General features: G+C 67.5%; 17 protein-coding genes and 1 pseudogene. 5 read left to right on the top strand and 13 right to left on the bottom strand.

Translation table 11 applies throughout. From position 1 onward, the window contains the following. Window positions 1-48 precede the first annotated feature (48 nt). From NQZ70_RS01260 to tssI, 10 genes and pseudogenes are all read right to left on the bottom strand, one after another. Window positions 49-933, bottom strand: a pseudogene (locus NQZ70_RS01260) (IS3 family transposase); the annotation flags it as partial. A gap of 34 nt (window positions 934-967) precedes the next feature. Further along, entirely contained in the window at window positions 968-2,206 is a 1,239-nt protein-coding gene (locus NQZ70_RS01255; RefSeq protein WP_129572563.1) for an IS110 family transposase, read from the bottom strand. A 130-nt stretch (window positions 2,207-2,336) separates the two neighbouring features. Beyond that, on the bottom strand, window positions 2,337-3,356 hold the full coding sequence (locus tag NQZ70_RS01250; RefSeq protein WP_165373743.1) for a transposase: 1,020 nt from the start codon (window positions 3,354-3,356) through the stop codon (window positions 2,337-2,339). Window positions 3,357-3,632: 276 nt separating this feature from the next. Beyond that, a complete protein-coding gene (gene tnpB / locus NQZ70_RS01245; RefSeq protein WP_129572581.1) occupies window positions 3,633-4,034 on the bottom strand; it encodes an IS66 family insertion sequence element accessory protein TnpB in 402 nt (133 codons plus the stop codon). Beyond that, window positions 3,974-4,387 (bottom strand): helix-turn-helix domain-containing protein, encoded by a 414-nt coding sequence (locus NQZ70_RS01240; protein WP_129572580.1) that lies wholly within the window; start codon window positions 4,385-4,387, stop codon window positions 3,974-3,976. Before NQZ70_RS01240 ends, tnpB (NQZ70_RS01245) begins: the two co-directional genes overlap by 61 nt. Window positions 4,388-4,653: 266 nt before the next feature. After that, entirely contained in the window at window positions 4,654-6,420 is a 1,767-nt protein-coding gene (locus tag NQZ70_RS01235; RefSeq protein WP_129572579.1) for a hypothetical protein, read from the bottom strand. Window positions 6,421-6,429: 9 nt separating this feature from the next. Next, window positions 6,430-6,846, bottom strand: coding sequence for a PAAR domain-containing protein (locus tag NQZ70_RS01230; RefSeq protein ID WP_129572578.1), 417 nt, complete (start codon window positions 6,844-6,846; stop codon window positions 6,430-6,432). Window positions 6,847-6,871: 25 nt separating this feature from the next. After that, window positions 6,872-7,999 (bottom strand): hypothetical protein, encoded by a 1,128-nt coding sequence (locus NQZ70_RS01225; RefSeq protein ID WP_129572577.1) that lies wholly within the window; start codon window positions 7,997-7,999, stop codon window positions 6,872-6,874. 206 nt (window positions 8,000-8,205) lie between these two features. After that, on the bottom strand, window positions 8,206-9,567 hold the full coding sequence (locus tag NQZ70_RS01220) for a hypothetical protein (protein WP_129572576.1): 1,362 nt from the start codon (window positions 9,565-9,567) through the stop codon (window positions 8,206-8,208). 18 nt (window positions 9,568-9,585) lie between these two features. Beyond that, window positions 9,586-12,186, bottom strand: coding sequence for a type VI secretion system tip protein TssI/VgrG (tssI, locus tag NQZ70_RS01215; RefSeq protein WP_129572575.1), 2,601 nt, complete (start codon window positions 12,184-12,186; stop codon window positions 9,586-9,588). A 266-nt stretch (window positions 12,187-12,452) separates the two neighbouring features. Between tssI and NQZ70_RS53220 the strand changes: the two genes are divergently transcribed. Further along, entirely contained in the window at window positions 12,453-12,749 is a 297-nt protein-coding gene (locus NQZ70_RS53220) for a TonB family protein (protein WP_129572574.1), read from the top strand. Window positions 12,750-12,984: 235 nt separating this feature from the next. Next, complete coding sequence (locus NQZ70_RS01210) at window positions 12,985-13,461, top strand: RNA polymerase sigma factor (protein ID WP_129572573.1); 477 nt, start codon at window positions 12,985-12,987, stop codon at window positions 13,459-13,461. Window positions 13,462-13,690: 229 nt separating this feature from the next. Here the strand turns inward: NQZ70_RS01210 and NQZ70_RS01205 are convergent, their stop codons facing one another. Continuing rightward, window positions 13,691-15,106, bottom strand: a complete 1,416-nt coding sequence (locus NQZ70_RS01205; protein WP_129572572.1) for a hypothetical protein — start codon at window positions 15,104-15,106, stop codon at window positions 13,691-13,693. A gap of 500 nt (window positions 15,107-15,606) precedes the next feature. Between NQZ70_RS01205 and NQZ70_RS01200 the strand changes: the two genes are divergently transcribed. The 3 genes from NQZ70_RS01200 (at window position 15,607) to tnpC (NQZ70_RS01190) (ending at window position 18,660) form a co-directional block, all read left to right on the top strand. Beyond that, window positions 15,607-16,020, top strand: coding sequence for a helix-turn-helix domain-containing protein (locus tag NQZ70_RS01200; RefSeq protein WP_129572567.1), 414 nt, complete (start codon window positions 15,607-15,609; stop codon window positions 16,018-16,020). Further along, a complete protein-coding gene (gene tnpB / locus NQZ70_RS01195) occupies window positions 16,017-16,361 on the top strand; it encodes an IS66 family insertion sequence element accessory protein TnpB (protein ID WP_165373740.1) in 345 nt (114 codons plus the stop codon). Before NQZ70_RS01200 ends, tnpB (NQZ70_RS01195) begins: the two co-directional genes overlap by 4 nt. Before the next feature lie 256 nt (window positions 16,362-16,617). Next, on the top strand, window positions 16,618-18,660 hold the full coding sequence (tnpC, locus tag NQZ70_RS01190) for an IS66 family transposase (protein WP_165373741.1): 2,043 nt from the start codon (window positions 16,618-16,620) through the stop codon (window positions 18,658-18,660). A gap of 903 nt (window positions 18,661-19,563) precedes the next feature. Here tnpC (NQZ70_RS01190) and NQZ70_RS01185 read toward each other — a convergent pair. Together NQZ70_RS01185 and tnpC (NQZ70_RS01180) are read right to left on the bottom strand one after the other, a co-directional pair. Continuing rightward, the gene (locus tag NQZ70_RS01185; protein WP_129572570.1) at window positions 19,564-19,890 is read right to left on the bottom strand and encodes a hypothetical protein; all 327 of its coding nucleotides are present in this window, start codon (window positions 19,888-19,890) and stop codon (window positions 19,564-19,566) included. 689 nt (window positions 19,891-20,579) lie between these two features. Continuing rightward, complete coding sequence (gene tnpC, locus NQZ70_RS01180) at window positions 20,580-22,175, bottom strand: IS66 family transposase (RefSeq protein WP_237245644.1); 1,596 nt, start codon at window positions 22,173-22,175, stop codon at window positions 20,580-20,582. Between the last annotated feature and the right edge of the window lie 754 nt (window positions 22,176-22,929).

Here is a 22,929-nt window from a genome sequence, read left to right as displayed (position 1 = left end):
CTCGAAGCGCTCGCTACTGGTCCTCCCCCGGTTCCGCGGACAGTCTCACTATGCCGCGCGCGCGGTCACGTAGGTCTTCAATTCGAACTCGATCGGGCTCATGTAGGCGAGCCGTGAGTGCCGTCGTTTCAGGTTGTAGAAGTTCTCGATGTAGTCTCCGATCGATGCGATGGCGGCCGCTCGCGTCGGGTAGCGCTCGTGCTCGACCAGCTCCGCCTTCAGCGTCGCGAAGAAGCTCTCGGCCACGGCGTTGTCCCAGCAGTCGCCGGCGCGGCTCATGCTCGGGATGAGCCCGTGGGTCCCGAGCACGAGCCGGTAGTCGTCGCTGGCGTAGGGGCTGCCACGATCCGAGTGGTGCACCAGCCCAGGCGCCGGCCGCCGCGTTCCCAAGGCGAACGCGAGCGCGGTGAGCGCCAGGGCGCGATCGTTGAACGCGCTCGCGGCCCAGCCGACCACGCGGCGCGAGAACAGGTCCAGGATCACGGCCAAGTACAGCCAGCCCTCGCCGGTGGGAATGTACGTCACGTCCGTCACCCAGACCTGGTTGGGCGCTCGAGCATCGAATTGCCGCTCGATCACATTCGGGGCGATCGGGCCGTTGTGCCGCGAGTTGGTGGTGCGGCGGAAGCGCCGCTTCCTCCGAGCCGCGAGTCGTTGAGCTCGCATCAGCCGCTCGACCCGTTTCTTGCCGACACGCATGCCGCGAGCACGAAGTTCCGCGTGGATGCGCGGACTGCCGTAGCGGCCACGGCTCTTGTGGTGCACGGCCCTGATCTGTGCGCTCAGTTGAGCGTCGGACTTGGCCCGCGCGGACTCCGAGCGCTTGGCCCACCCGTAGTAGCCGCTGCGCGAGACGAGCAGCACCGCGCACAGTACCAGCACCGGGTAGTGCGCCTTCTCCGCGTCGATGAACTCGAACCTCACTCGTTTTCCTTCGCGAAGAAGGCCGCCGCTTTACCTAGAAAGCCTACGCTCCGGGCTGGGCACGAGGCTGGGGCAGCTCGTACCCCAGCTCGGCCAGGCGCCGGAGGTGGTACTTGGTGAGCTTGGCCGCATTGGCGCGGTCGAAATAGTCTGGCCCGAGATCCCGGTACTCCACGCCGTCGCGCAGAACGTAAAACGCGATGACCAGGATGCTGTGCGCCACCGCGGTCGCCGCTCGTTTGGGCCCACGGCGGCGCGCGATCCGGCGGTACTGCGCGCCGAGGTACGTCTTGCGTGATCGTGAGGCAGCCCACGCCGACTCCAGCAGCGTGGTGCGCAGCCAGTTGTTGCCGGTGCCGGTCGCGCCACTGCGTCGTTTCCCCGCGCTCTCGTTGTTGCCTGGGCACATCCGCGCCCAGGAGGCGAGGTGACCCGCGGTCGGGAAGCGCGTCATGTCGAGCCCGATCTCCGACAGCAGGACCTCGGCCGTCCGCTGCGCGACGCCGGGGATGGTCCGGAGCCGTTGCAGCGGCTCGCGGTGCGCTTGGCACAGGTCGACGACCCTGGCGTCGCATGCGGCGATCAGCTCGGCGAGATGGTCGATCTGCTTCAAGAGCTGCTCCAGCAAGAACGCGTGATGGCTCGAGAATCCACCGCGCAGCGCCTCGGCAAGCTGCTCGGCCTTGGGGATGAGCCGGCCCCGGGCGAGCGCCGCAAGCTTCTTCGGATCGCGCTCGCCGGCGATGAGCGCCGCGAGCATCGCGCGGCCGGACACGCCAAGCACGTCGGAGACGACGTTGCTCAGCTTGATGTTGGCGGTCTCCAGCAGCTTGCCCACGCGGTTGGCCAGGGTGGCCTTGTCACGGATCAGGCTCTTGCGATGCCGTGTGATGTCCCGCAGCTCCCGGATCGGGGCGGGCGGGATGAAGCTCGCCCGGATGAGTCCGTGCGCGAGCAGGTCGGCGATCCACTCGCAGTCCTTGACGTCGGTCTTCCGGCCCGGGACGGCCTTGATGTGCCGCGCGTTGGCGAGCAGCACCTCGAAGCTGCCCTCGAGCAGGTTGAAGACCGGCTTCCAGTAGACGCTCGTCGACTCCATCGCCACGTGCGTGCAGCCCTGCTCGGTGAGCCACTGGTGTAGCTCGAGGAGTTCGGCCGTGGTCGCGCCGAACGAACGCACCGTCGTCTTTGCGCGGCCTCGGGGCTCCTGGATCCGGACGCATGCAACGACGGTCTCCTTGTGCACGTCGAGCCCGCAGCAGCGGGCGTACAGGACCTCCATCTTGACCTCCAGCGCGAAAGGCGCCGGGGAGCGTCGCGAAGGGCGATTTTACCTGGCGTGCTCGCTCCTTGCGGAGACGGCAACAATTCGGGGTGCCTGATGCGACGCTCGGGTCCGTTTTTTTTCGGGCTCACGACACCAGTAAGCGTCGACCTTGGCCCGACGCGATCCGCGCCCGCAGTCTACCGGCTTTCATGCTTCGCGGGTGCGCCCCTGCGCATGCCCGTTTTTTTAAGATCTCGCGCTCCATCTCCAGCCGCTTCACGTCGCGGCGCAGCCGCTGCAGTTCCTCACGCTCCGGCGTCGTCAGCGCCCCCGGCGGGCCGTGGCCCGCGTCGGTGTCCGCGCGCTTGATCCAGTCGCGCAGCGCCGTCTCGGTCAGGTCGAGGTCCTTCGCCACCTGGCCGATGCTCCGGTCGCTCGCCTTCGCCAGCCGTACCGCCTCCGCCTTGAACTCGGGCGTGAACGCCCTCCTCTTTCTCCGTCCCATCCCTGCCTCCTGGTGCCGTCGGGGGTGTCGACGGAAGCGGGGGAGGACCATACCTTGGAGCAGCACCTCCGGCGGCAGCGTCTCGATGATCACCCTCGGGATGACACCGATGCGACGGCGCCCGTGCTCGTGGCGCTGAACTCGCTTGCCACCTCCGGGATCCGAGCTGGAGCAGGACTCTGCGGTCCCCCCACGCTCCGCCGGGCTCGCGAGGCCCGGCGGCGGGATGCTGCCGTCGCTCCGATCCGCCTCAGGCGAGGCGCTGTGGGTCTCGGCCTGCGACGAAGCTTGAGCCGGACAGGCGTCTGGCTCGCCGGCCAGCGAAAGCCGCAGCTGGTCAGGCGAGATCTGCTCGGAGACGTGGCGCCGGAACCCGATCTCCAACGTCCGAATCGTCTCCTGCAGCTGTTGATTGTACGCCTTGAGCGACTCGACAGAGCGAGCGAGCTCTTGGGCCTGTTGCTCCGCCGTCGAAAGCTCGGCCAGCTTCGCCTCGAGCTCCTGCACCCGCCGGAGCAGCGCGTCGACCACCGACGCGGGGTCGGCGGGGCTCCCCTGTCCTTGTCCCCTGGCCTGAAGATAGCCGAGCACGAGCGCCGTGCCGTCAAGGCGCTCTGTCTCCGCCGCCTGCGGGAGCTCGGTCTCACCGGGTCGTGTCAAGGCGCGCCATGGATGCCCCCTCCGCTGGCTCCTGGCAAGTACCTTACGCAGGCACTTTTGGCTGTTTTTGATGAGAATCCTTTGTTGAAAATGGGAACGCGGGGCAAACATGGTGCGCCCTCGACGCCGCGCTCTCGCGAGGTCTTCGGGAGGATGCAACTCGCGCCCTGCTCCATCTCCGCATCAGGCTGAGCCGGCTCCGTATCAGGCTGAGCCGGCCGCCATCGGGCCGCGCTGGCGCCGGCAGCGTGGTGGACGAGCGCCGGCGCAGACGCCTCAGTGGACCAGCCGGCGGCGGCTTGCCAGCTCTTCCACGGGTAGACCAGCGAGCAGCTGCGCGAAGTCCTGTGCTGACAGCTCGATACACTTGCCGTCAGCCTCGGTGAACGAGGGCAGAGCAAATGCACCCTTCGAGAAACGCTTGTATAGAATTGTATACCCGTTGCGGTCCCACCAAAGTGCCTTCAGTCGGTTGCGCCTCTTGTTGAAGAACAAGAATAGCGCGCCGCTGGCTGGGTCCAGGCACAGCACCTGCCGGGTGATCGCGGCGAGCCGGTCGAACGCGCCACGCAAGTCCACTGGACCGACGGCCAGATACACGGCTATCGTCGCGGGGGTCACTGCCCCCTCCGCAACGCCTCGATCGCTTCCACGAGGTCGCGCGCGCCTATCCCACATACCTGCATCCGCGTCCCATCGGTAAATGCGACGTTGAGCCGCAAAGGCGGCGCCTCTCGGCGCTCCGGGCGCACCACGACGGGTAGGAACGGAACATGCTGAGCCGCCTTGGTGGTCGCTGGCAACGCACCATCATCTGCGCGCTCACCGCCAGCCACCCATCGGTCGGCAGTCATCTTGTGGACACCGAGCTCCGTGGCGATCTCGGCCGGCGTCGCCCCCGCCCGGGAACGCTCCCTGGCGTACGCCTCGGCTCGGTCTCGCAGCTCGCTCGGGTACTTCCCACGGCTCTTCTTCTCACGATACCTCGACAGCTCCGCACGCAGCTGCACCAGCTCTCTGCTTCCTGGCATCGCACGCTCCTCTTCGCTCGGCGAGGGCACGCCCCTCATCGGACGTCGCGTAGCGTGCAACCGAAGCTGGCCAGGGGAAAGACGCGGTCTGCGGAGCGGCTACATCGGGACGGCCTGTCTCGACTCCGCCGCGAACGCTGGTCGCAGTTGGGTCGGGGTGGGTCGCGCTTCATGACGACGCGACCACTACCCTCCGCTCGGCACTCGGCGCCGGTTCCTGGCGACGGAGACGTCCCCTGCGGGATCGAAGGCGAGATCGAGGCGGCTCACCCCGCGGGCGTACCCCGCTTCGCGAAGTGCGCATGGCAGCGGCGATACATCTCCTGCCATCGCGCGTACTCCGTCGGATGCTCATGGAGCCGCTCCTTCCAGGCTGTATCGACCGCTGACCGCTTCTCGGCGGAGCCTAGACCGTATCGCTGGAAGATCTTCTCGGCCGCGTCAGGGAACAAGGCCAGCTCGGCACAGAGCGCGGCGTACTGGGCGAGCGGCAGGACGATCTCGAGCGGCTCGGCGAGGACGCTGGACCGCTCTCGCCACCCTTCGCTTGACGGCGAGGGAGACGGCGCCATCGTGGAACTCTGGGAGGTAGCTCCGGTCACGGCATCCTGCCCGCGTGCGGTTTGCCTCAGCAGTTCACGGGGGATTTCGAGCCTCAGGGACGTCTCTCCGAGCTGCGCCGGAGCTTGCGGAGCGGGTCTCCGTGATGCCGGAGCTCCGGCAGGACTCGCGGGAGCGGTCGCGGCAAAGGGGACCGCCGCGCCTTGCGGGAGAGCCTGCACCGGCGACGTCTCCGCAAGCTCCCAGGGCGCTCTTGGCCGCTGCAGCTGGGCTGTCGGCGTGGGCCCCGATGCTCCGGCCCTGAACGGCAGAGCTGGGCCGCGGGGGACGTCCAGGAGCGGCCCGGTCTCCGCGACCACAGGGGGCGGGGGCTTCGCCGGCGCCGACGCGCTGGTCTGCGGAAATGGCAGCGCTGCCCGCTGCGGAATATCGGGGAGCGGCGCCGTGCCGGCGAGCGGCTCAGCACCGCGCGGAGACTTCGGCTCGGCCGTCTCGACCGCGAACTCGCCTTGCGCGGGTATGAAGGGGACCACTGCGCCTCGGGGGGCAGCCAGCAGGGGCCCCGTGCCCCGCAGCGCGTCCGGGGCCACTGCCTCGCCAGAAGGCAGCGCGGATGGCGCCGATAAGGCGGAGAGTGGTGCGATCGAGCCCTCGACATTGGCGACATCCCGTGCACGCGCGAGGAGCATCTCCAGCCGACGTGCGTGATGTGCTTGAAGCCGCTCGAAGTCCTTGGCCAGCGCCGCATCACGCTCCAGTACGGCCTGCCACCGTCGCTCCAGCGCGACGCGCGTCTCCTCATCCGTCAGGCCGTGGCGTCGCAGCACCCGCTCACGCTGCTCGGGTAGTGCCTCGAGCTCGGCACACAGGGCGGCGTACTCGGCCAGACCCAACCCGGGCTCGCTGGATGTCACCGTCGCGGTAGGCTCGTCGGTGGGCGCCTTCGCCGGTACCCCAGCATCGGCCCCCCTCGACGGCCTCAGCACACGGGGGCCGACGCGGAGCGGCCCGAGCTCCGCAGGTTTCGCACGAAGCTCCACGAGGAGCTCGCCGAGCTTCGCGTCCTCCTCGGCGCGCCGCGCCCAGCGGCGGCGGAGCCGCGCGACGTCGTTCATGCCGAGGTCGTTCTCCTGCAGCAGCTCGAACGGTGCCGGATGCGCCTCGAAGGCGGCAAGGAAGCCCGCCCAGGCCGCCGCGTTCTCCGCGAGCGGTTCGACCAGTCGGTCGAGCCAGTCCTCCGCGTGCGCCAGCTCCCGCTCGTACGTCGCGAGCAGCTCCGGTTCGGCGACCAGCCGCCGCTTCCATGCAAGATCAGCCCGCGCGAACGCACGCGGCGCCAGCCCCTCGACGGCGAGCACGTCCGCGAGCGGGAACCCCTCCGCCACCGCCGCCCTGACGGCCGCATACTGCGCCAGCGAGATCCCTGCGCGCGCCTCCTGCGCCTCCGCTGCGATGTTCGTGGCTGCCCCCATCCCCTGGCCCTAGTCGCCCACCAGCACAGTCCCGGAGGCGATCACGCTGCCGTTCGGCGCGTCGGCCGGGTCGTTGCAGGTCAGCGCCGGATCGCCGAGGTGCGCGGCGGGCTTGTTGTTGATGAGCACCGTCTTGCTGCCCGCATGGACACGGGCCTGGTTCGACGGCGGCCGCTGGAACGTGCCTCCCGCGGGTACGTGGGCGGGCGTGTTCGTCGCGGTGCTCCCCTGGACTGCCGCCGGCTTGCCGTCGACGAGGACGTTTGCGCTCAGCTCGCCGGATAGCTCCCCGCTGAACGGCGTGGGCGTCGGCGTGGGCACCGGCCCGCCGGGCGAAGGCACCATCACCATGTGCGTGTCGATGCCGACGACCTTATCGCCTTGCTTGGCGGCGGGTTTGCCTGGCTTCGGTGGTCGCGATCGCATGGTTCCTCCGAGCTATCCTTCGCCCCTACGGCACTGCCGCGCCTCCGCTACGGCCAGCGGGAGCCGGGCGGCGGCTGTGGAAGAGGGCGAGCCGGCGATTCTTCCTCTCGTTGTTCTCGTGGTAGCCCACGACCCAGACGTCATCGTTCGAGCGAGCGGCGATGCTCCAGGGTCGGTAAGGCTCACCCACTTGGCGATCGACCGGCATGGGCCTCTCCCTCCAGGCGCCGCCTCGCGGTAGGATCCAGATGGAGCGCCCTTTAGGGTTGTCTTTCGGCGGACTGCCCAGCAGCACCAGCGATCCATCCTCTGCCAGGTCGGCGTCTCCGATGTATGCAACCGGCGATGACGGAAGCGGTGCGAACGACGTCCCGTCAAAGCGCAGGAGCAGGGGTATCGTAAGTGCTCCGAGGTCGTAGTTCCCGACAAGGTAGAGCTCGGACGGGGCTTTACCGAGCAGCTTGCTGTCGAGGAGCTTGAAGCTTCGTCTGTCGTGCGCGATCTCCGGCGGGAGCGGAAGCGCGATCTCCGTCCGATTGGGCGGACCAGGCTGGGACAGCACCAGGCGGAGAGGTTTCGGCTCGCCTTCCTTCATCTTTGTGTATTGTTCGAGCACGGCGACGTGTCCCGAAGCGAACCCGAGCGCGGCGGCGATCCCATACTCCGTCTGTTTTGCCGCCTTGAATGATAAGGTCGGAGATGGCCGCGGGGCACAGTCGAGGGCTTCCGTCTGCGCTTGCCAGGCGTTGTTCTCGCTTCGATCGTCCGCGAGCAGACCAACGAGGCAGCCTTCCGGTTGCTCCCAGAGGCCGCGGTACAGGGTGTTGGAGCTCTGGTCATGCTTCGTCTCGTGTATCCGCTCCCAATGATCGCCTCGGTACCGAAACAGGCGTTCGTACCACAGGTTGTCTGCGGCGCTCGAGGTGTCGTAATCTCGCCACACCAGCCATACACTATCGGGCCAGCGTCCCGTGATCATCTGGACGGATCCCCGATCATCGGTGCCGTCCTCTGGCGGTAAACCTCGGCCCATCGCCGGAAGCACCTGGACCGCATCGCCCTGGATCAGAGCGAAGAGAGCGCGATCGCTCTCGAGGAGGATCGCTCCGCCTCGCAGACGCCAGAGATCGGCCGCCGTGACTTGGAGGTCCATGACCTTGTACAGGGATCCCTCCGGGGAGGGAGGCTCGGCGACGTCTATCGCGCCCGGCGGGCGCGGTGCGGGGCTGCTGGAGGCCGGGGCCGAGGGCGCAGGCGCACCCCCGGGTCGGCACGCCAGTGGAGCAACCGCACAGGTCAGGAGGCCGAGCAGAACGAGGACCGTGGACTTGAGTGAACGCATAGCGAAATTCCTCGCATTCAACGGTATCCGAGGGCCTCGCGCAGTTTCGAGGTATCGATGAAGCCTCGCAGCGGATCCTTCTTTTCGTTGGTCTTGCGCCTTGTCTGAGCGACACCTTGCCACTTGCCCTTGGGAATTTCGATTTTCTGCCCTTCCTTCCTGAGCTTCTCCAGCGTGGCTACCCAACCGCTCTCCCTGTCCAGATCGAACGACTTCCCGTCAAGCGTTAGGAACGTGTCGAACCCTCGCTTCGGCTGCGCGTCGGGAGGCTCGCGCTCGTACGATGCGACTATAGATATATGTCCTCCGGACGCGCGGTCGGCCATGAAGATATCTCCCGGCTTGGGTACGTAGCCATCTCCGGGAGGGTGCCACACGAGGAGGCCGGTAGAAGACCTCTTCGCGTAGGCCTCCACCATGTTCAGGTTCTCACCCGATCGCCACGTTCCGTTGATGGACTCCCGATTGAGGAACTTCCCAAGCTCCGCCTTCGTGATCTTGTCCTCGGGCATGCCTCGCAGGACCCAGGCTTTCCAGAACACCCATGTCACGAAATCGCCGCACCAGCTGTGGAAGTCATTGTACAGCAAGGGGTACTTCTTTCGGGCCTCCTGCTCTGCGGCGGAAGCATCCATCCCCGTGCCTTTCAGTCGCGTCGCCTCAGCGCTGTAGGCCGCCTCTCGCTCGGTCCGCTTTTTTGCAAGATTATCATGCAGTAGCCGACACGTTCCGCCCTCCTTCACACCCGGGAAGGTGGGAAGCGTCTTCGGGCATTCAGCGCCGCTCTGGCTACCGTGCCGGTTTTCGGTGATCTCGAGGATGAGTGGGCTCCACTCGATGCCGTTGACGGCCTGCCAGGCGATGTCGACCAGCCAGTCCTTCGGGCTGACGACCGTGAGCTGGCCGCCGAGCTTCGGGACATGGCTATCCTTACCGGGCTGCTCGGGTGCCGCTGCAATCGGCCGTGCCTGCGCGGGCGCGGCCTGAGCGGCTGCGGGCGTCTCGGGTGACGGCGCAGGCGCCGGCTTGTTCTTGCGGTCCACCACGTAGGTGGCGGTCACGTTGCTCCCCACCTTCGGGCCCTGCAGCTTCACCAGGAAGTAGTCCCCGCCCGGCGTGGCGCCGTAGTCGTTGCCGCCGATGAAGGGATTGTTCCAGTACAGCGTGACCGACCCGCTCGGGCCCCGGTAGGTCACCCGGCCCTCCGTCCCGGTCATGAAGCCGTCGGACTCGGCCGACCAAACCGCGGTCCCCGCGCAGGAGCGCGGCGGCTCCTGTCCCGGGGTGAGGATGCCGTGCTCGAGCTGGGGAGGGTCGACGAACGTGAGCGGCTCGCCGGTTTGGTTCACCAGGTTGCAAAGTACGCTGCGCGCTGCCATCGGTCCGCTCTCCTCCCGTCAGTGCCCGTGCGCTGCCTCGATCCGGCCGCGCGTCTCCTCGTCGAGGGCGCCGGTGGGGTCGAGCCCTTGGTCCCGCTGGAACGCCTTGAGCGCCTCGATCTCCGCCCCCTCGGTCTGCCCCTCGGTGATCCGGTAGTAGCCCAGGTTCTTCAACCGCACCCGGATGCCATGCGGCGTATCCATCGGCGGCAGGTCGCTGAGCTTCAGCCGCCACGTCAGCGTCGGTTCCTTGTCCGGCTCCTTGATCCACACCACGAGCTCGCCCGTCTCCGCCGTCGGCGGCAGGTCCTGCTCGACCATCCCGTCGTCGGTCGTCTGGCCCTCGTACTTCACGCCGTCGACCATCAGCCGGTACTTCTTGCGGGCGTACGGCTTCTCGTAGACGTCCGCGACCCGGACGCGGAAGGATTTCAGCGGCTCCTTCTCCTGCTTGGGCTCCTCGCCGTCGTCCACCGCATCGCAGTTCAGCTTCACCAGCTTGCCCTGTAGGCTCGCGTCCTCGTCCAGCTTCAGGAACGACTGCGGCGTCTTGATGGTGACGGCGTTGGCGTCAATGAGGGCCTTGTCCGTCAGGTACAGCGCCGGCCCCTTACCGACGAGTGAGACCGAGCCGCCGCCCAGGATGGTGATGGCCTTGGCGTCCAGCTTGATCTCGTCCGGCGTCAGCTTGATGGTGCTCGCCCCACACGAGAGCCGAAGCGATCGGGTGGCCTTGACCCGCACGCTCCCCGTGGTCGCCACCGCGCCGTCTCCATGCACGTCGAGCGTCGCGACGGCCTCGTCTTCTTCGGTGCCGACCGTTGCGCCCAGGCGGCCCTTGATCGCGACGTCCAGATCCCTCCCCACGACGCAGCTCGAGTCGCCATCGACCGCGACGTGCTGCGACCCCTGCACCGCGAGTAGCCGGTTCTGGCCGATCCGTTCGATCGCCGACCCGGCGGCGCTCTCGGTGCGGCTTCCCTGCACCGAGGTCGTCTGGTCCCGGCCCACGACGACGGTGCGGTCGCCCTGCACCGTGATCCGCCGATCGTGACCGACCATCGTGGAGTGGTCGTGCTGAACCACCTCCTCGAGGTTGCGCTCCGCGAAGAGGCTGATGCGCTCCTCGCCCGCGCGATCGTCGAAGGACAGCTCGTTCGCCCCGCCCGCGCCTGGCGAGCTCTGGGTTCGCAGGCCGCTCTTCAGCTTGTCCGCCGGCAGCGTGAACGGCGGCGGATGCGTCGCGTTGTACAGGCATCCGAGCACCACCGGGCAGTCCGTGTCCCCGCCGAGGAAACCGACCAGCACCTCCATGCCCACGCGCGGGATGAACTGCGAGCCGAACGACGCTCCCGCCCAGCTCTGAGCGACACGTAACCAGGCCGAGCTCTTCTCGTTGCGCTGTCCAAGCAGGTCCCAGTGGAACTGCACCCTCACGCGCGCATGCTCGTCGGTGTGCACCTCGTGCCCCTCCGGCCCGGTGACCACCGCCGTCTCGAGAACCTGCCTCGGCTTGCGCGCCGGCGCACGCGGCCGGAGCAGCGCCGTTGCCGGGACGCACTCGAAGCGGTTGCGGTAGGTGCGCTCCGCGGGGCGCCCGGACAGCTCGGGGGTGTGCCCCTCGTGCACGACGCGCGTCGCGGCGTAGGCTCCCTCGATCCCGGGAGATGCCTCGGCGCTGAGCTCGAAGCGGCGCCCGGGCGCGAGCGCGCAAACCCAGCTCTCACCGCTGCCCTCGACCGATCGGCGCTGGGTTTGCTCCAGGAACACCCGCGCGCGGTCTGGCGTGACCTCGGGGGTGTCGTAGTCGGCGTGGTGCTGGTACACGCCCAGCACAGGCTGGCCGCTCGCGACGTTGCCGGCCCGCTCGCTCAGGACCAGGTTCGGCCGGCGGAAGTCGTAGTCCCTGAGATGCACGGAGCTGGGCTTGAGCGATCGCTGCACGCCGAAGGAGACGATCTCGAGCCCCGTGGGTGTCAGGCCCTCCTCAGGACGGAGGACGAGCACACCTGGCCCGTCGCTGAACGCCGCTGGGTAGTGCGCCGGGTCATCCAGGAAGATCACCGGCGCGCGGGCCACGCTGCCTGGAACCCCGGCCGGCGCGTCCGCGAAGCACAAGGCGATGCCTTCCTCGGCGGCGAGCCGCCGCACGAACGCGAGGTCGCTCTCCCGGTACTGCACGCAGTAGCTCCGAAGCGCGTACCTCCGCGAGAGGCGGAGCTCGACCGGGAGAGAAGCCGCGGCCAGGACGTGCTGAAGGATCTGCGGCACGGTCTCGTCCTGGAAGATGCGGCTCGTGGTCCGACGCCGAAGCAGCGCAAGCGGCGGGACGAGACGGATGTGCCAGGTTGGACCGGTTCGCGGGGTGAACGTGGCGTCGGCGCGCACCTGGTCGACGAGCGCCTCGATGCGGCGTTCGGCACCGCGGCCGTCGCGCAGGATGAAGGCAGCGAGGCGACCGAGCAGTTCGGCGTCGCGGCCCTCGAGCTCGGGGGCCGCCTGCACGACGAGCTGAAACGAGAACAGCTCGGAGAGCGCCTCACGCCCGCGGAACGAGACGACGGGCAGGTCCGAAGGTGTGAACGGCCCGGCGTGGAGCTCGATGGAGTCGCTGATCACGGGCGCACTCTATCAGACCTCGTGGTGCTGCCAGCAGAGAGCAGCGGCGCGACGCAACCGGCGATCGGCCGGGCCATGCCCCCAGCTGCCGCGGGTAGGCCGGCCCGAGGCCCTTCACCGTGCGCAGGGAGGTCTCTCTGCGCTGTTCCAGGCGTTGATCGAGCCCCGGGGCGCACACCGCTCCGGGTCAGACGAGGGGCACGAGTGGTCGTCGCCGTGAGCGGTGTTGCGTCGCGCGCCGGAATCTGCAAGATGTACTCCGCAGAATGCTGTATGCCTTCGTGGTAGCGGCTGTTGCACTCCTCTGCACCTCGTGCGGTGGCGCTGGGACGACATCCACCGAGCCGAGAGGGCCCGCGCACGGTCAACTGATCATCGCGAAGTGCAAGGTGACGGTAGAAGGGAAGCTCACGCACTGCCGAGTCGTCCGGTCGAGCGGCGACAGGAAGGTCGACGAAGAGGAGCTTGCCGCGCTGTCAAACCGTCGAGTCCGCCCCGTGCAGCGCAACGGCGTTCCGATCAGTACCGATTACGTTTTGAACATCCGTCCTCGTCCTCGATAATGCTGTGAGAGTGCGCAGGGACTCCGGATACCGGGGGATGGGGCCAAGGAATCGACTTGTCCATCGCTCGCCCTTGGTCGCCCGCTGTTCCAGGTGGCTCCTCGAGGCCCGCCGGCCCGGCTGAACGCGAGTGGGCTGGGTGAGCAAGCGGCGGAGGGGGCCAAGCGCCCGCCCACCGCCGACAAAACCGCCGTCGACCCAGATCCCGCCCGAGGCGATCATCGCCGAGAGCGGCATGATGCGCGCCATCCTCGCCCGGTGCGGCATGCCCGCGCGCGATCGCGACGACGTGCTCCAGGAGTGCCTCATTGGCGCCGTCGTGGCCGCCCGCGAGGGTCGCTACCGGCCGGACCCCAGGCTGCATCCGAGGCGCATCCTCCAGCGCTGGCTGCTCGGGATCGCCGTGCACCAGGCCGGGAGATACCACGAGAAGGCCTCCCGCCGCCGGGAACTCGCCGTCCCTCGGCCCCTGGCTTACGTCGCCGGCTGGGTGCCGTCGCCTCACAGGGAGGTTGAGACGCGCGCCCTCCTAGAACTGCTCTGGCTGGTGGAGCCCAGGGAACGCCGGGTGCTCATCCTCGTCGGTGAGGGCGAGCAGGTGAGCCAGGTCGCCCGGAGCCTCGGGCTGCCGATCGGGACGGTGTTCTCACGGCTTCGCCTCGGTCGCAAGCACCTCGCGTACGATCTGAAGCGCTGGCGTCGGTTGCGCTAGACGCCACCCTACCGGCAGACCGGCGAGGGCGCGCGGGTGAATACGATCGCCCGGAGCCTACGGTTGCCTGTCGGGACCCGTTCTCGCTGCGGCCTTCAGGCCGCAGGCGCCTGGCTGCAGGGCTCGAATGGCGGCGCCGCAGGTCCACTTGACGATCAAGTATCGGTCCGCGAGCGAGTGCCGCACTCGCTCCCCATAACCCTGGGATAGATCCATGCCAGATAGCGAATCATTGGAGCTTCTTAAACATCGACTGGATTTTATTATAGTCCAGTAAGAGCCCGCCCGCATCGCTGCGAAAATGAACGCCCAGCTCCTGCATGATCTTAACAGCAAGATCCTTGATCGCGTGCTTGCCTGTTAGCCCGAACGGACCCGCACGCACCGCATCTCCGTGGCTCTTTGGAATACCGTGGTGGTTTGTGGGCTGGTCGCCCTCGAGTTGTATGTCGTTCCACCCAAGTCCTTGCGCGTCCAACAGTTCGCCTTCAATCTGGAGCCCCGCAGCCTGGTCTCCGACGTTTAGTGCACCTGCTGCGCGTGGAACGACTTCCTGAAGTAGCATAAAGAATAACTGTGCGGCGGCGAGGTGCATGGTCTCAGGCGCGGGGATGCCTACGCCGCTAGGTTTTAACCGTATCTCGCGACCTGGAAGCGCGAAAGACGCGATAATTTCTAGATATCGGCTCACGGCCAACTTGATGGCCACGTCGTTTGTTCTCGATTCGCCTTCCGCCGAGAGCCAGCCGTCGTATGCGCGTAACCTGATCTTACCCACGTCGATCGAGTCGCCAAGGTCATTTATAAGAAACCTTCTAAGCTCGTCTTGGGTTGCCTTGAGTGCGTCGCGTATAGCGGATTCGACCTGAAAGAGCGGTTTAGGGTCAGCGCAGGACGGACCGCTCCTGAGCAGGAGGCGGTGGCCACCGATGGGTAGTGCGATGGGTTGCGCGGGATGATCCTTGTCGATAACCATGAGAAGTTCCCCTTCGACGCCGTTACCATTTCTCCGTTTCTGGCTATTCACACCGATAAGTGCACGTCGGTCAAAGTGCGCAAGTAAGATGGCCAGATCGTCTCGGTTTCGTACATGTTCTAGAAAGGCTCGCGCGCTCCAGTCGTTGTCGCCGCTCTTGTATAGTCGAATCTCAGAGAAGTTAGAGACGACGATCCATTTGCATTCCCCGAAAAGCTCCGCGGTTGCTATTGCTTGCTCGGCAGGCGACTTACCTTCGTATTTCTTGTCGCCCGGTTTTCCCTGTGCCTTGTCCAGGTCGGTCTTGGGTCCTTTGAGCTCAACCGTTACGACGACGCGCGAGTGATCGCCATCGAAGACTCCGATGGAAAAATCGTCGTAGTGCTTTCGTCCTTGTGCGTCTCGTCCGGCGTAGCGCTTCGGATAGATCTCAAAATTCGAGCCCGCTGACGAAAATAGCGTCGTGTAGCCAAACAATTCTGCAAATATGCGCTCACCGAAAGATGATTCGATAGTGGTTTCACGGTAGTTCGACAGATCTATCGCCAGCCGTGACCGCAGGCGACCAAGAATGTCAAGTTTCTTCTGTGCCGCGCGTTCCCACGTCAAACGACGCAAGGAGAGTGTGCGGACGACCGACGGCGATAGACGACTCTCGACCAACGGCACGATGTGGTTCCCTCCTCAGCAATACGGACCTCTGATTGCCGCTCCAGCTAGCCCCAGGGCCACCCCGCTCTTCGAGGCCAGCGGATATCTCGCTCCGTGTCAAGAGGAGCCCGCTTCCGGTGCCTTGGCCTCCCGTGCTCTCGCAGGGGGGAGAGCGCCCGGCCGCCGTGCTCCCAGTGAGCATCATCAGGGCCGTTCCGCTGTGGGCGTACGTGGATGCTAGGCTCCCCGCCTGCCGCAGGTTCGCGAGGCAAGGCATCACCCCTCCCGATCTCGACCTCCCGCCACCATAGCCCGGCCCGCCAGATCGCGACGAACAGGCCGGATCTGTCGTAGGCGAGCTCCAGCACGAGGCCGGTGACGACGGCCAGACAGAACGTCTCGGCCTCCTCCGCGAGTAGCCGCTCCGCTGACCGCGTCTTTCCCCTGGCCAGATTCGGTTGCACGCTACGCGACGCCAGATGAGGGCCGTGCCCTCGCCGAGCGAAGAGGAGCGAGCGATGCCAGGAAGCAGGGAGCTGGTACAGCTGCGTGCAGAGCTGTCGAGGTATCGAGAGCAGAAGAGCCGTGGGAAATTCCCGAGCGAGCTGCGGGAGCGAGCCGAGGCCTACGCCAAGGCGCGCTCCCGCTCGGGGGCAACACCGACCGAGATCGCCACGGAGCTCGGTGTCCACAAGATGACTGCCGACCGATGGGTGGCTGACGGTGAGCGCGCAGACGAGGGTGCGTCGCCAAGAGCCCCCAAGGCGGCTCAGCAGATTCCGTTCCTACCCGTCGTGGTGCGCCCGGAGCGCCGCGAGGCGCCGCCTTTGCGGCTCAACGTCGCGTTTGCCGACGGGACGCGGATGCAGGTATGTGGGATAGGCGCGCGCGAGCTCGTGGAAGCACTCGAAGCGTTGCGGAGGGGACGGTGACCCCCGCGACTATAGCCGTCTATCTGGCGGTCGGTCCAGTGGACTTGCGTGGTGCGTTCGACCGGCTCGCCGCGATCACCCGGCAAGTGCTGTGCCTGGACCCGGCCAGCGGCGCGCTGTTCTTGTTCCTCAACAGGAGGCGTAACCGGCTCAAAGCCCTTTGGTGGGATCGCAATGGATACACGATCTTGTATAAGCGTCTCTCGAAGGGTGCATTTGCTCTGCCTTCGTTCACCGAGGCCGACGGCAGGTGTATCGAGCTGTCAGCACAGGACTTCGCGCAGCTGCTCGCCGGTCTGCCTGTAGAAGAGCTGGCAAGCCGCCGCCGGCTGGTCCACTGAGGCGTCTGCGCCGGCGCTCGTTCACCGCGCTGCCGGCGCCAGCGCGGCCCGATGGCGGCCGGCGCAGCCGGATGCGGAGATGGAGCAGGGCGCGCGCTGCATCGCGCCCGAAGACCTCGCGAGAGCGCGCCGCCGATGGCGCACCATGGCGGCCCTGCATTCCCGCCTTCGACGAGAAATTCTCATCGAAAACAGCGAATTTTCGCTGCATAAGGTACTTGTCAAGAGCAAGCGCAGGGGGCATCCATGGCGCGCCTTGACCTCGACGACACGCCCCGGTGAGACCGCGCTGCCGCAGTCGACGGAGGCAGAGCGCCTTGACGGCGCGGCGCTCGTGCTCGGCTATCTCCAGGCCAGGGGACAAGGACAGGGGAGCCCCGCCGGCCCCGCGTCGGTGGTCGACGCGCTGCTCCGGCGGGTGCAGGAGCTCGAGGCGAGGCTGGCCGAGCTCTCGACGGCGGAGCAGCAGGCCCAAGAGCTCGCTCGCACCGTCGCGTCGCTCAAGGCGTACAATCAACAGCTGCAGGAGACGATTCGGACCCTGGAGATCGGATTCCGGCGCCACGTCTCCGAGCAGGTCTCGCCTGACCAGCTGCGGCTTTCGCTGGCCGGAGAGCCAGATGCCTGTCCGGCTCCGACTTCGTCGCAGGCCGAGAGCGTCGACGCCGCGCCCGAAGTGGACCCGGGCGAGGCCAGCGGCCCGCCGCCGGGCTCCGCGAGCCCACCGGAGCACGCGGGGACGGCAGAATCCTCCTCCGGCTCCGATCCCGGAGGTGGCAAGCCAGTCAAGCGCCACGAGCACGGGCGCCGCCGCATCGGTGTCATTCCGAGGGTGATCATCGAGTCGCTGCCGCAGGAGGTGCTGCTCAAAGGCCTCGAGCGCTTCGAGCGTGTGGGCGCCGAAGACAGCTCGAGCATCGGCTACCGGCGTGGCGGCCTCCTCGAGCTCGTCACGCGTCGCCTCAAGTACGTGGCCAAGGCGGAGGCACCGGCGGCGAGCAGCGCAGCTGAAGAGGCGCCGGCTCCTTCGCCAGCCGCCGGGCCGGCCTTGAATCACGAGCGCGGCGAGCCGCTCGTCGTGCGGGAGCACGAGCTCCTGGGGATCCCCGCGGACACGTCCTTCAAGCAAAGCCCCTTCGTCGACGGCGTCCTTGTACGCTACACGCCCGAGTCGGACGCTGCGGAGGACAGCGGACCGGTGAAGATCGCGTCGCTGCCGGAGCGCCCGATCGACAGGTGCCTTGCCGATCCGAGCCTCTTGGCCCACCTGTTCGTCCACAAGCTCGACTACCACACGCCCTACTACCGGCAAGAGGTGGAGTCGGATCGCCACGGCTTCCGCATCGGCCGCGGCAACATGACCCGCTGGCAGTACGATTGTGGTGGCATCGCGATGCGCATCGCCGATGCTATCTGGAGCGACGCGCTCTCGAGGTCGTGGTTCGCCATGGATGCGACGGGCACCGCCATCCGGGCCAAGGACAAGCACCGCTATGGGCATGTCTTCGTCCTGGTCGCGCCGGGCGATGGGGTGCTGTTCCGCTATACACCGACGTACGACGGGCCCACCGTCGCGAAGCTCTTCGGCGGCTACCAGGGGACGCTCGTCGCCGACGCCTCGGCCAACCACAACGTGCTGTTCGGGCCGGGCAAGGCGCGTGAGGCCGGCTGCTGGAGCCATGCACGAAGGCGCTTCTTCAAGGCGTTCAAGGCCGGGGCGGGCAAGGAGGCGGCGTTCGCGCTCCAGACCCTCCAGGCGCTCTTCCGCGTCGAGCAGGAATGCGCCCTGTGCAGCCCGGACGAGCGCCTCGAGATCCGGCAGCGCAAGTCCGCACCGCTGATTGAGAAGCTCTTCGCCTGGGTCGAGGCGCAGCGGCAGGTCGTCCCCGAGCATTCGCCGTTGCGCGAAGGGCTGGTCTATCTGCACAACCAGAGGGAGGCGCTCTGCGAGTTCCTCTCCAACGGGGAGATCCCCATCCACAACAATGCCTCCGAGAGGGCTCTGCGCCGCGTCGTCAAGGGACGGCGCAACTGGCTCTTCCACGGCAGCGACGAGCACGCTGTCCGGTCTTGTGCCATCACGTCGCTCATCGCGACTTGCCAGATGCACGGGTTCGACCCCGAGCTCTACTTGCAGGAGATCCTGACCGTGGCTCCGAGCTATCCGCTCAGTCGCATCCTCGACCTGAGTCCCAAGAACTGGGTCGCGACGCGACAACGCCTCATCGCCGAAGGGCGGCTCAAGTACCTGGACCTGGCTCGGATCACCGGCTCGCGGCTCGCCTTCCGCGACCGCTGATCGCGCCGCGTCGCCCGCATCCGCCGCGCCCACAGCGCTCGTCGCGTCCGGAGCGGTCGAGGCCGGCGCGCGTCCTTTCCGCGCCGAGGTGCGTCGGCTCGTCGAGCCGGTGCTGTCGTCGCTTCGCCCGGCCGCCGTCGAGCTCGTCGTGGCGGGGCGCCTCCGGGTCGCTTCGCTTCGGCGCTGCTTGTCCGCGCCTCGGGTCGGCCGCCGTCCGCCCTCCTGCTCCGCGGACGGCTGGGCGGCGCTCTTGCGGCGCCCCACGCCTGCGGGCTCGGCTGCTCCCGCGCGCTCTTCCTGGCCGGCCGCGCGACGCGGGCGCCCCTTCGCGCGGGCGGGGACGTCCTCGCGGCCTTGCCACGCGACATGCGGCGCGGACAGCTTCAGCACCGCCGTCATCAGGCTCGGGACTTCGACGCCTGCGTCCCCGCTCCGTCGCTCCGTCATCGCACCGCGACTCTACGCACGGGGCCGCCTTCCACAAGCTCGCTTCAGAACGCGCTCTGCGGAGCGGCTACCTCCGCGAGGACAGCTTCCTCGATAGCGTCGAGCTCGTCAGGGTCGATCATGCCCAAGGCATCGACGGGCCGGGGGCGCCGGTTGCGTGGCGTCGGAGGGTGGGCAGGTTTCCGCCGCGGAACCGCGGGCCCACGTCGCCGACCGTCGCCGACAGGCACAGGGCCGTCCCTTCTGGGAAGGTCGAGGCGCGCGCTCTGCTGGAACTGCTCTGGCTGGTGGAGCCCAGGGAGCGCCGGGTGCTGTTCCTCGTCGTCGGGGGGAGTTGGTGAGCGAAGTAGTCCGGAGCCTCGGGGGGCCATCGAGACCGCGTTCTCGCGGCTCCCCTGAGACTGCGAGAGATTCACTACGGCGGCAGCAACGCTCGGATCAGTACCAGCAAAGGTACTACTTCCATGATCGATAGTATTCCCGGCAAACCGAGTCGTAGAGGCTCACGATTCGCTGGACAAGTTCGCTGGCCTCATCTGTAGACAGCGCCGCGCACGTCGCGTTGACTGACCCTTGGTCCGGATCTTGAACCTTTGTGAGAGCATCGTGAATAGCATTGTATTCGGCCTGAAGATCCTCGGGCAGGTCCGGCGCGACGCCGTACGATAAACGGATGCCACTATGTACCCATGCTGCTGCGAGGCGCTCTTGGAGCCGTTGGTCGCTCGCCGCTAGGATCCTTACTGTCATATAGAGCTTCTCCCAGGCATAGCCGTGCTTCATCACTTGCTCCTCGTTGTCTCACAATGCCGCGAACCCACAGTCGTGCTCCATCGCAAGGCGACCCTAATTTTCGGTCTACGTCAAGGGTGGTCACGCAGCAACTTATCCTGTGATGGTAGGGCATCCGCCGCCGTACTCCTAGCGAGCGGCTTCCACGTCGTTGCGCTGTGGCTGTATGGGGCTCCCCCCGGGGGTTGTGCCTGCTGCAGGCACGCGAGGCAAGGCATCACGCCTCCCCGACCTCGACCTCCAGCCACCACGATCCGGCCCGCCAGGTCGCGGCGAACAGTCCCCCGTCGTCGTAAGCGAGCTCCAGCACGAGGCCGGACGCCATGGGTAGGGGTATCCGTGCTGTAGACCCCATTCTCGCGGGGTGCGGGCAGGCGCCGTAGATTCGCGGTGCGATGCGAGAGCGAGAGCGGCCTACGGAAAAGCGTGGCGGTGACCGGCAGCGAGCGGAAGGCCCGATGGCCCCCGGCGCCGCGGCCAGCGTGGTCGTCCGCCGGCGCACGACGAAGCCGAGAGCGGCCGATGCTGCTCCGGAGCCGGCGTTGCCGAGAAGGTGCCGGACGCCACGCGCCGACAGGGCGAGCGTCGTCGACGAGGTCGCGCCAGCACGCCCAGGCCGGCGAGCAGCACGCCCGGCGGCCGGCAAGGAGGCGGCGGTGGCCGACGAGGGGGAGCCGCGATCAGCTGGGCGTCGCAGCCGGCGCGCGGGGCCACGGACTGGCCGCGAGCCGCTGCCGAGCATCGGCGTGCTCGAGGGTCTGCTTCCAGGACTTGGGAGCGAGCTCAATGAAACGCTCGGGCGGCCAAGTGGGCAGCAGGATGAGCACGTCGCGCAAGTAAGCCCAGGGCTCGATGCCGTGCAGCGCACAGGAGGCGATGAGCGAGACGATGGTGGCGTTCCACTCGGCGCCGTCGTTGCTGCCGACGAAAATCCAGTTCTTTCTGCCGACGGCCTCTCTGCGAAGCTCGAGCTCGCTCCGGTTGTTGTCCAGACGGAGCCGACCATCGTCGAGGAAGCGGGTGAGCGCGGCCCACTGGTTGAGCGCGTAGCCGACGGCGATGGCGATGGGGCTCTTCGGCAGCACGAGCAGGTCCTGCGCCTGCAGCCACCCGCGGAACGCATCGAGCACGGGCTCGGCGGCCTTCCGACGCTGCTCCGTTCGACGGCTCGGAGGCTGTTCCTTGGTCGCCTTGTCGATGGTGTAGAGCTGGTGAATGAAGCCGATGGCCGTCGTCGCCCGCTCCCGGTCGGAGCTCATCGCCTCGAAGAAGTGCCTGCGGCAATGAGCCCAGCAACCGACCTCGGTCACCTGCTCGGTGCGGAAGAGCAAATCGTACACATTCGATGCGTCCGCCTGGACATAGCCCTTGTAGCCGCGCAGGAACGCTTTGGGACCACCCTGATTGTGGTGCGGCGTGAAGCGGAACAGGACGTGATCTCGGTCCGCCACCAGGACCCAGAAGTGGCCCCGCCGGCACTTGTCCTTCGCCTGAACGAGCACGCCCGTGGCATCGATGGCGATGCAATGCGCGCTCAGGGCGTCGTCGGCCATGGCCGCGACGATGAGCTTGAGCTTGTCGGCGCACGAGGCGACCCAGCCGCACAGCGTCGAGCGCGAGAGGTGAAGGCCCCACCGCTCGAACATCTTCTCCAGCCGGTGAAGCGGCAGGTGGTCGGCGTACTTGCTCACGAGCACGTGGGCGAGCAAGCCCGGGCCGGCGAGACAGCGTGGGATAGGGCTGTCGGGAACGTCTGCGATGGTGATGCCTTGCTCGGGCTCGCCCTTGACCGCGAACTTCGGCCTGACGATCTGCAGCCGTACGAAGCTCGCGGGCCGCCACTCCAGCGTCTCCGACACCTCCTCGCCGATGCGGACAAGTGCGGTTGCGCGCTCATCCTGCACCTCCGGCGGCAACAGCTCGATGCGCTCGACCGGCAGATGCTCGGGCAGCTTTTGCCGTCCGTGCGGGCGGACGATGCGCCCCTTGTCGCCGCCTCCGGATGAGCCGCTTGGTGCTGCGCCACCGCCCTGCGGCGAGCTGGCTGGGCCCGCGTCGGGCGGCGCACCTGCGCCCGCGAGCATCTGTAGGATCGCGTCGAAGGCGAGCTGCATCTGCCCGGGGTCGACGTGCTCGGCCTTCTGGCCGAAGATGTGTCGGCGAAGCCGCTCCAGCTCGATACTGGCGAGCTCGTAGAGCTTACGGTACTCGTCCCGCTCGTGGGCGGCGCGCGCGAGCTTGTCCTTCAGCTCGTGGATCTGCTCTTCGACCGACATGCTCACGACGCGGTGATACCTTGTGGATCGCCGCTTTTTGAAGGGGTTGTTGCAGGAAAATGATGGGCTCTGGCGGGAATGCGGCGATGGGCGCTGCGCGTGAGAGCGCGAGGCTGTCGTGTCCGATCAGGGGGCCGGAGGCGATGAAGCCGCGGCGAGGCGAACCTCTCGCCGCAGCTTCGAAGGTGGAAGGGCGATGCCTTCGAGGATCTTCGCCAGCTCCGCCGCGTCGATGACGACGCTCGTGGCTCCCGGCGTGACCGCACGCGGAGCGCGAAACGTCCCGCGCTCCAGCCTTTTGTAGGTAGCCGCTCCGCAGAGCGCGTTCTGAAGCGAGCTTGTGGAAGGCGGCCCCGTGCGTAGAGTCGCGGTGCGATGACGGAGCGACGGAGCGGGGACGCAGGCGTCGAAGTCCCGAGCCTGATGACGGCGGTGCTGAAGCTGTCCGCGCCGCATGTCGCGTGGCAAGGCCGCGAGGACGTCCCCGCCCGCGCGAAGGGGCGCCCGCGTCGCGCGGCCGGCCAGGAAGAGCGCGCGGGAGCAGCCGAGCCCGCAGGCGTGGGGCGCCGCAAGAGCGCCGCCCAGCCGTCCGCGGAGCAGGAGGGCGGACGGCGGCCGACCCGAGGCGCGGACAAGCAGCGCCGAAGCGAAGCGACCCGGAGGCGCCCCGCCACGACGAGCTCGACGGCGGCCGGGCGAAGCGACGACAGCACCGGCTCGACGAGCCGACGCACCTCGGCGCGGAAAGGACGCG

It is taken from the genome of Sorangium sp. So ce836 (genome assembly GCF_028553905.1).
In the GTDB taxonomy this organism is placed as follows: domain Bacteria; phylum Myxococcota_A; class Polyangia; order Polyangiales; family Polyangiaceae; genus Sorangium; species Sorangium cellulosum_D.
The sequence above is the reverse complement of the archived record's forward strand: the minus strand, read 5'-3'. Positions and strand labels throughout refer to the sequence as shown.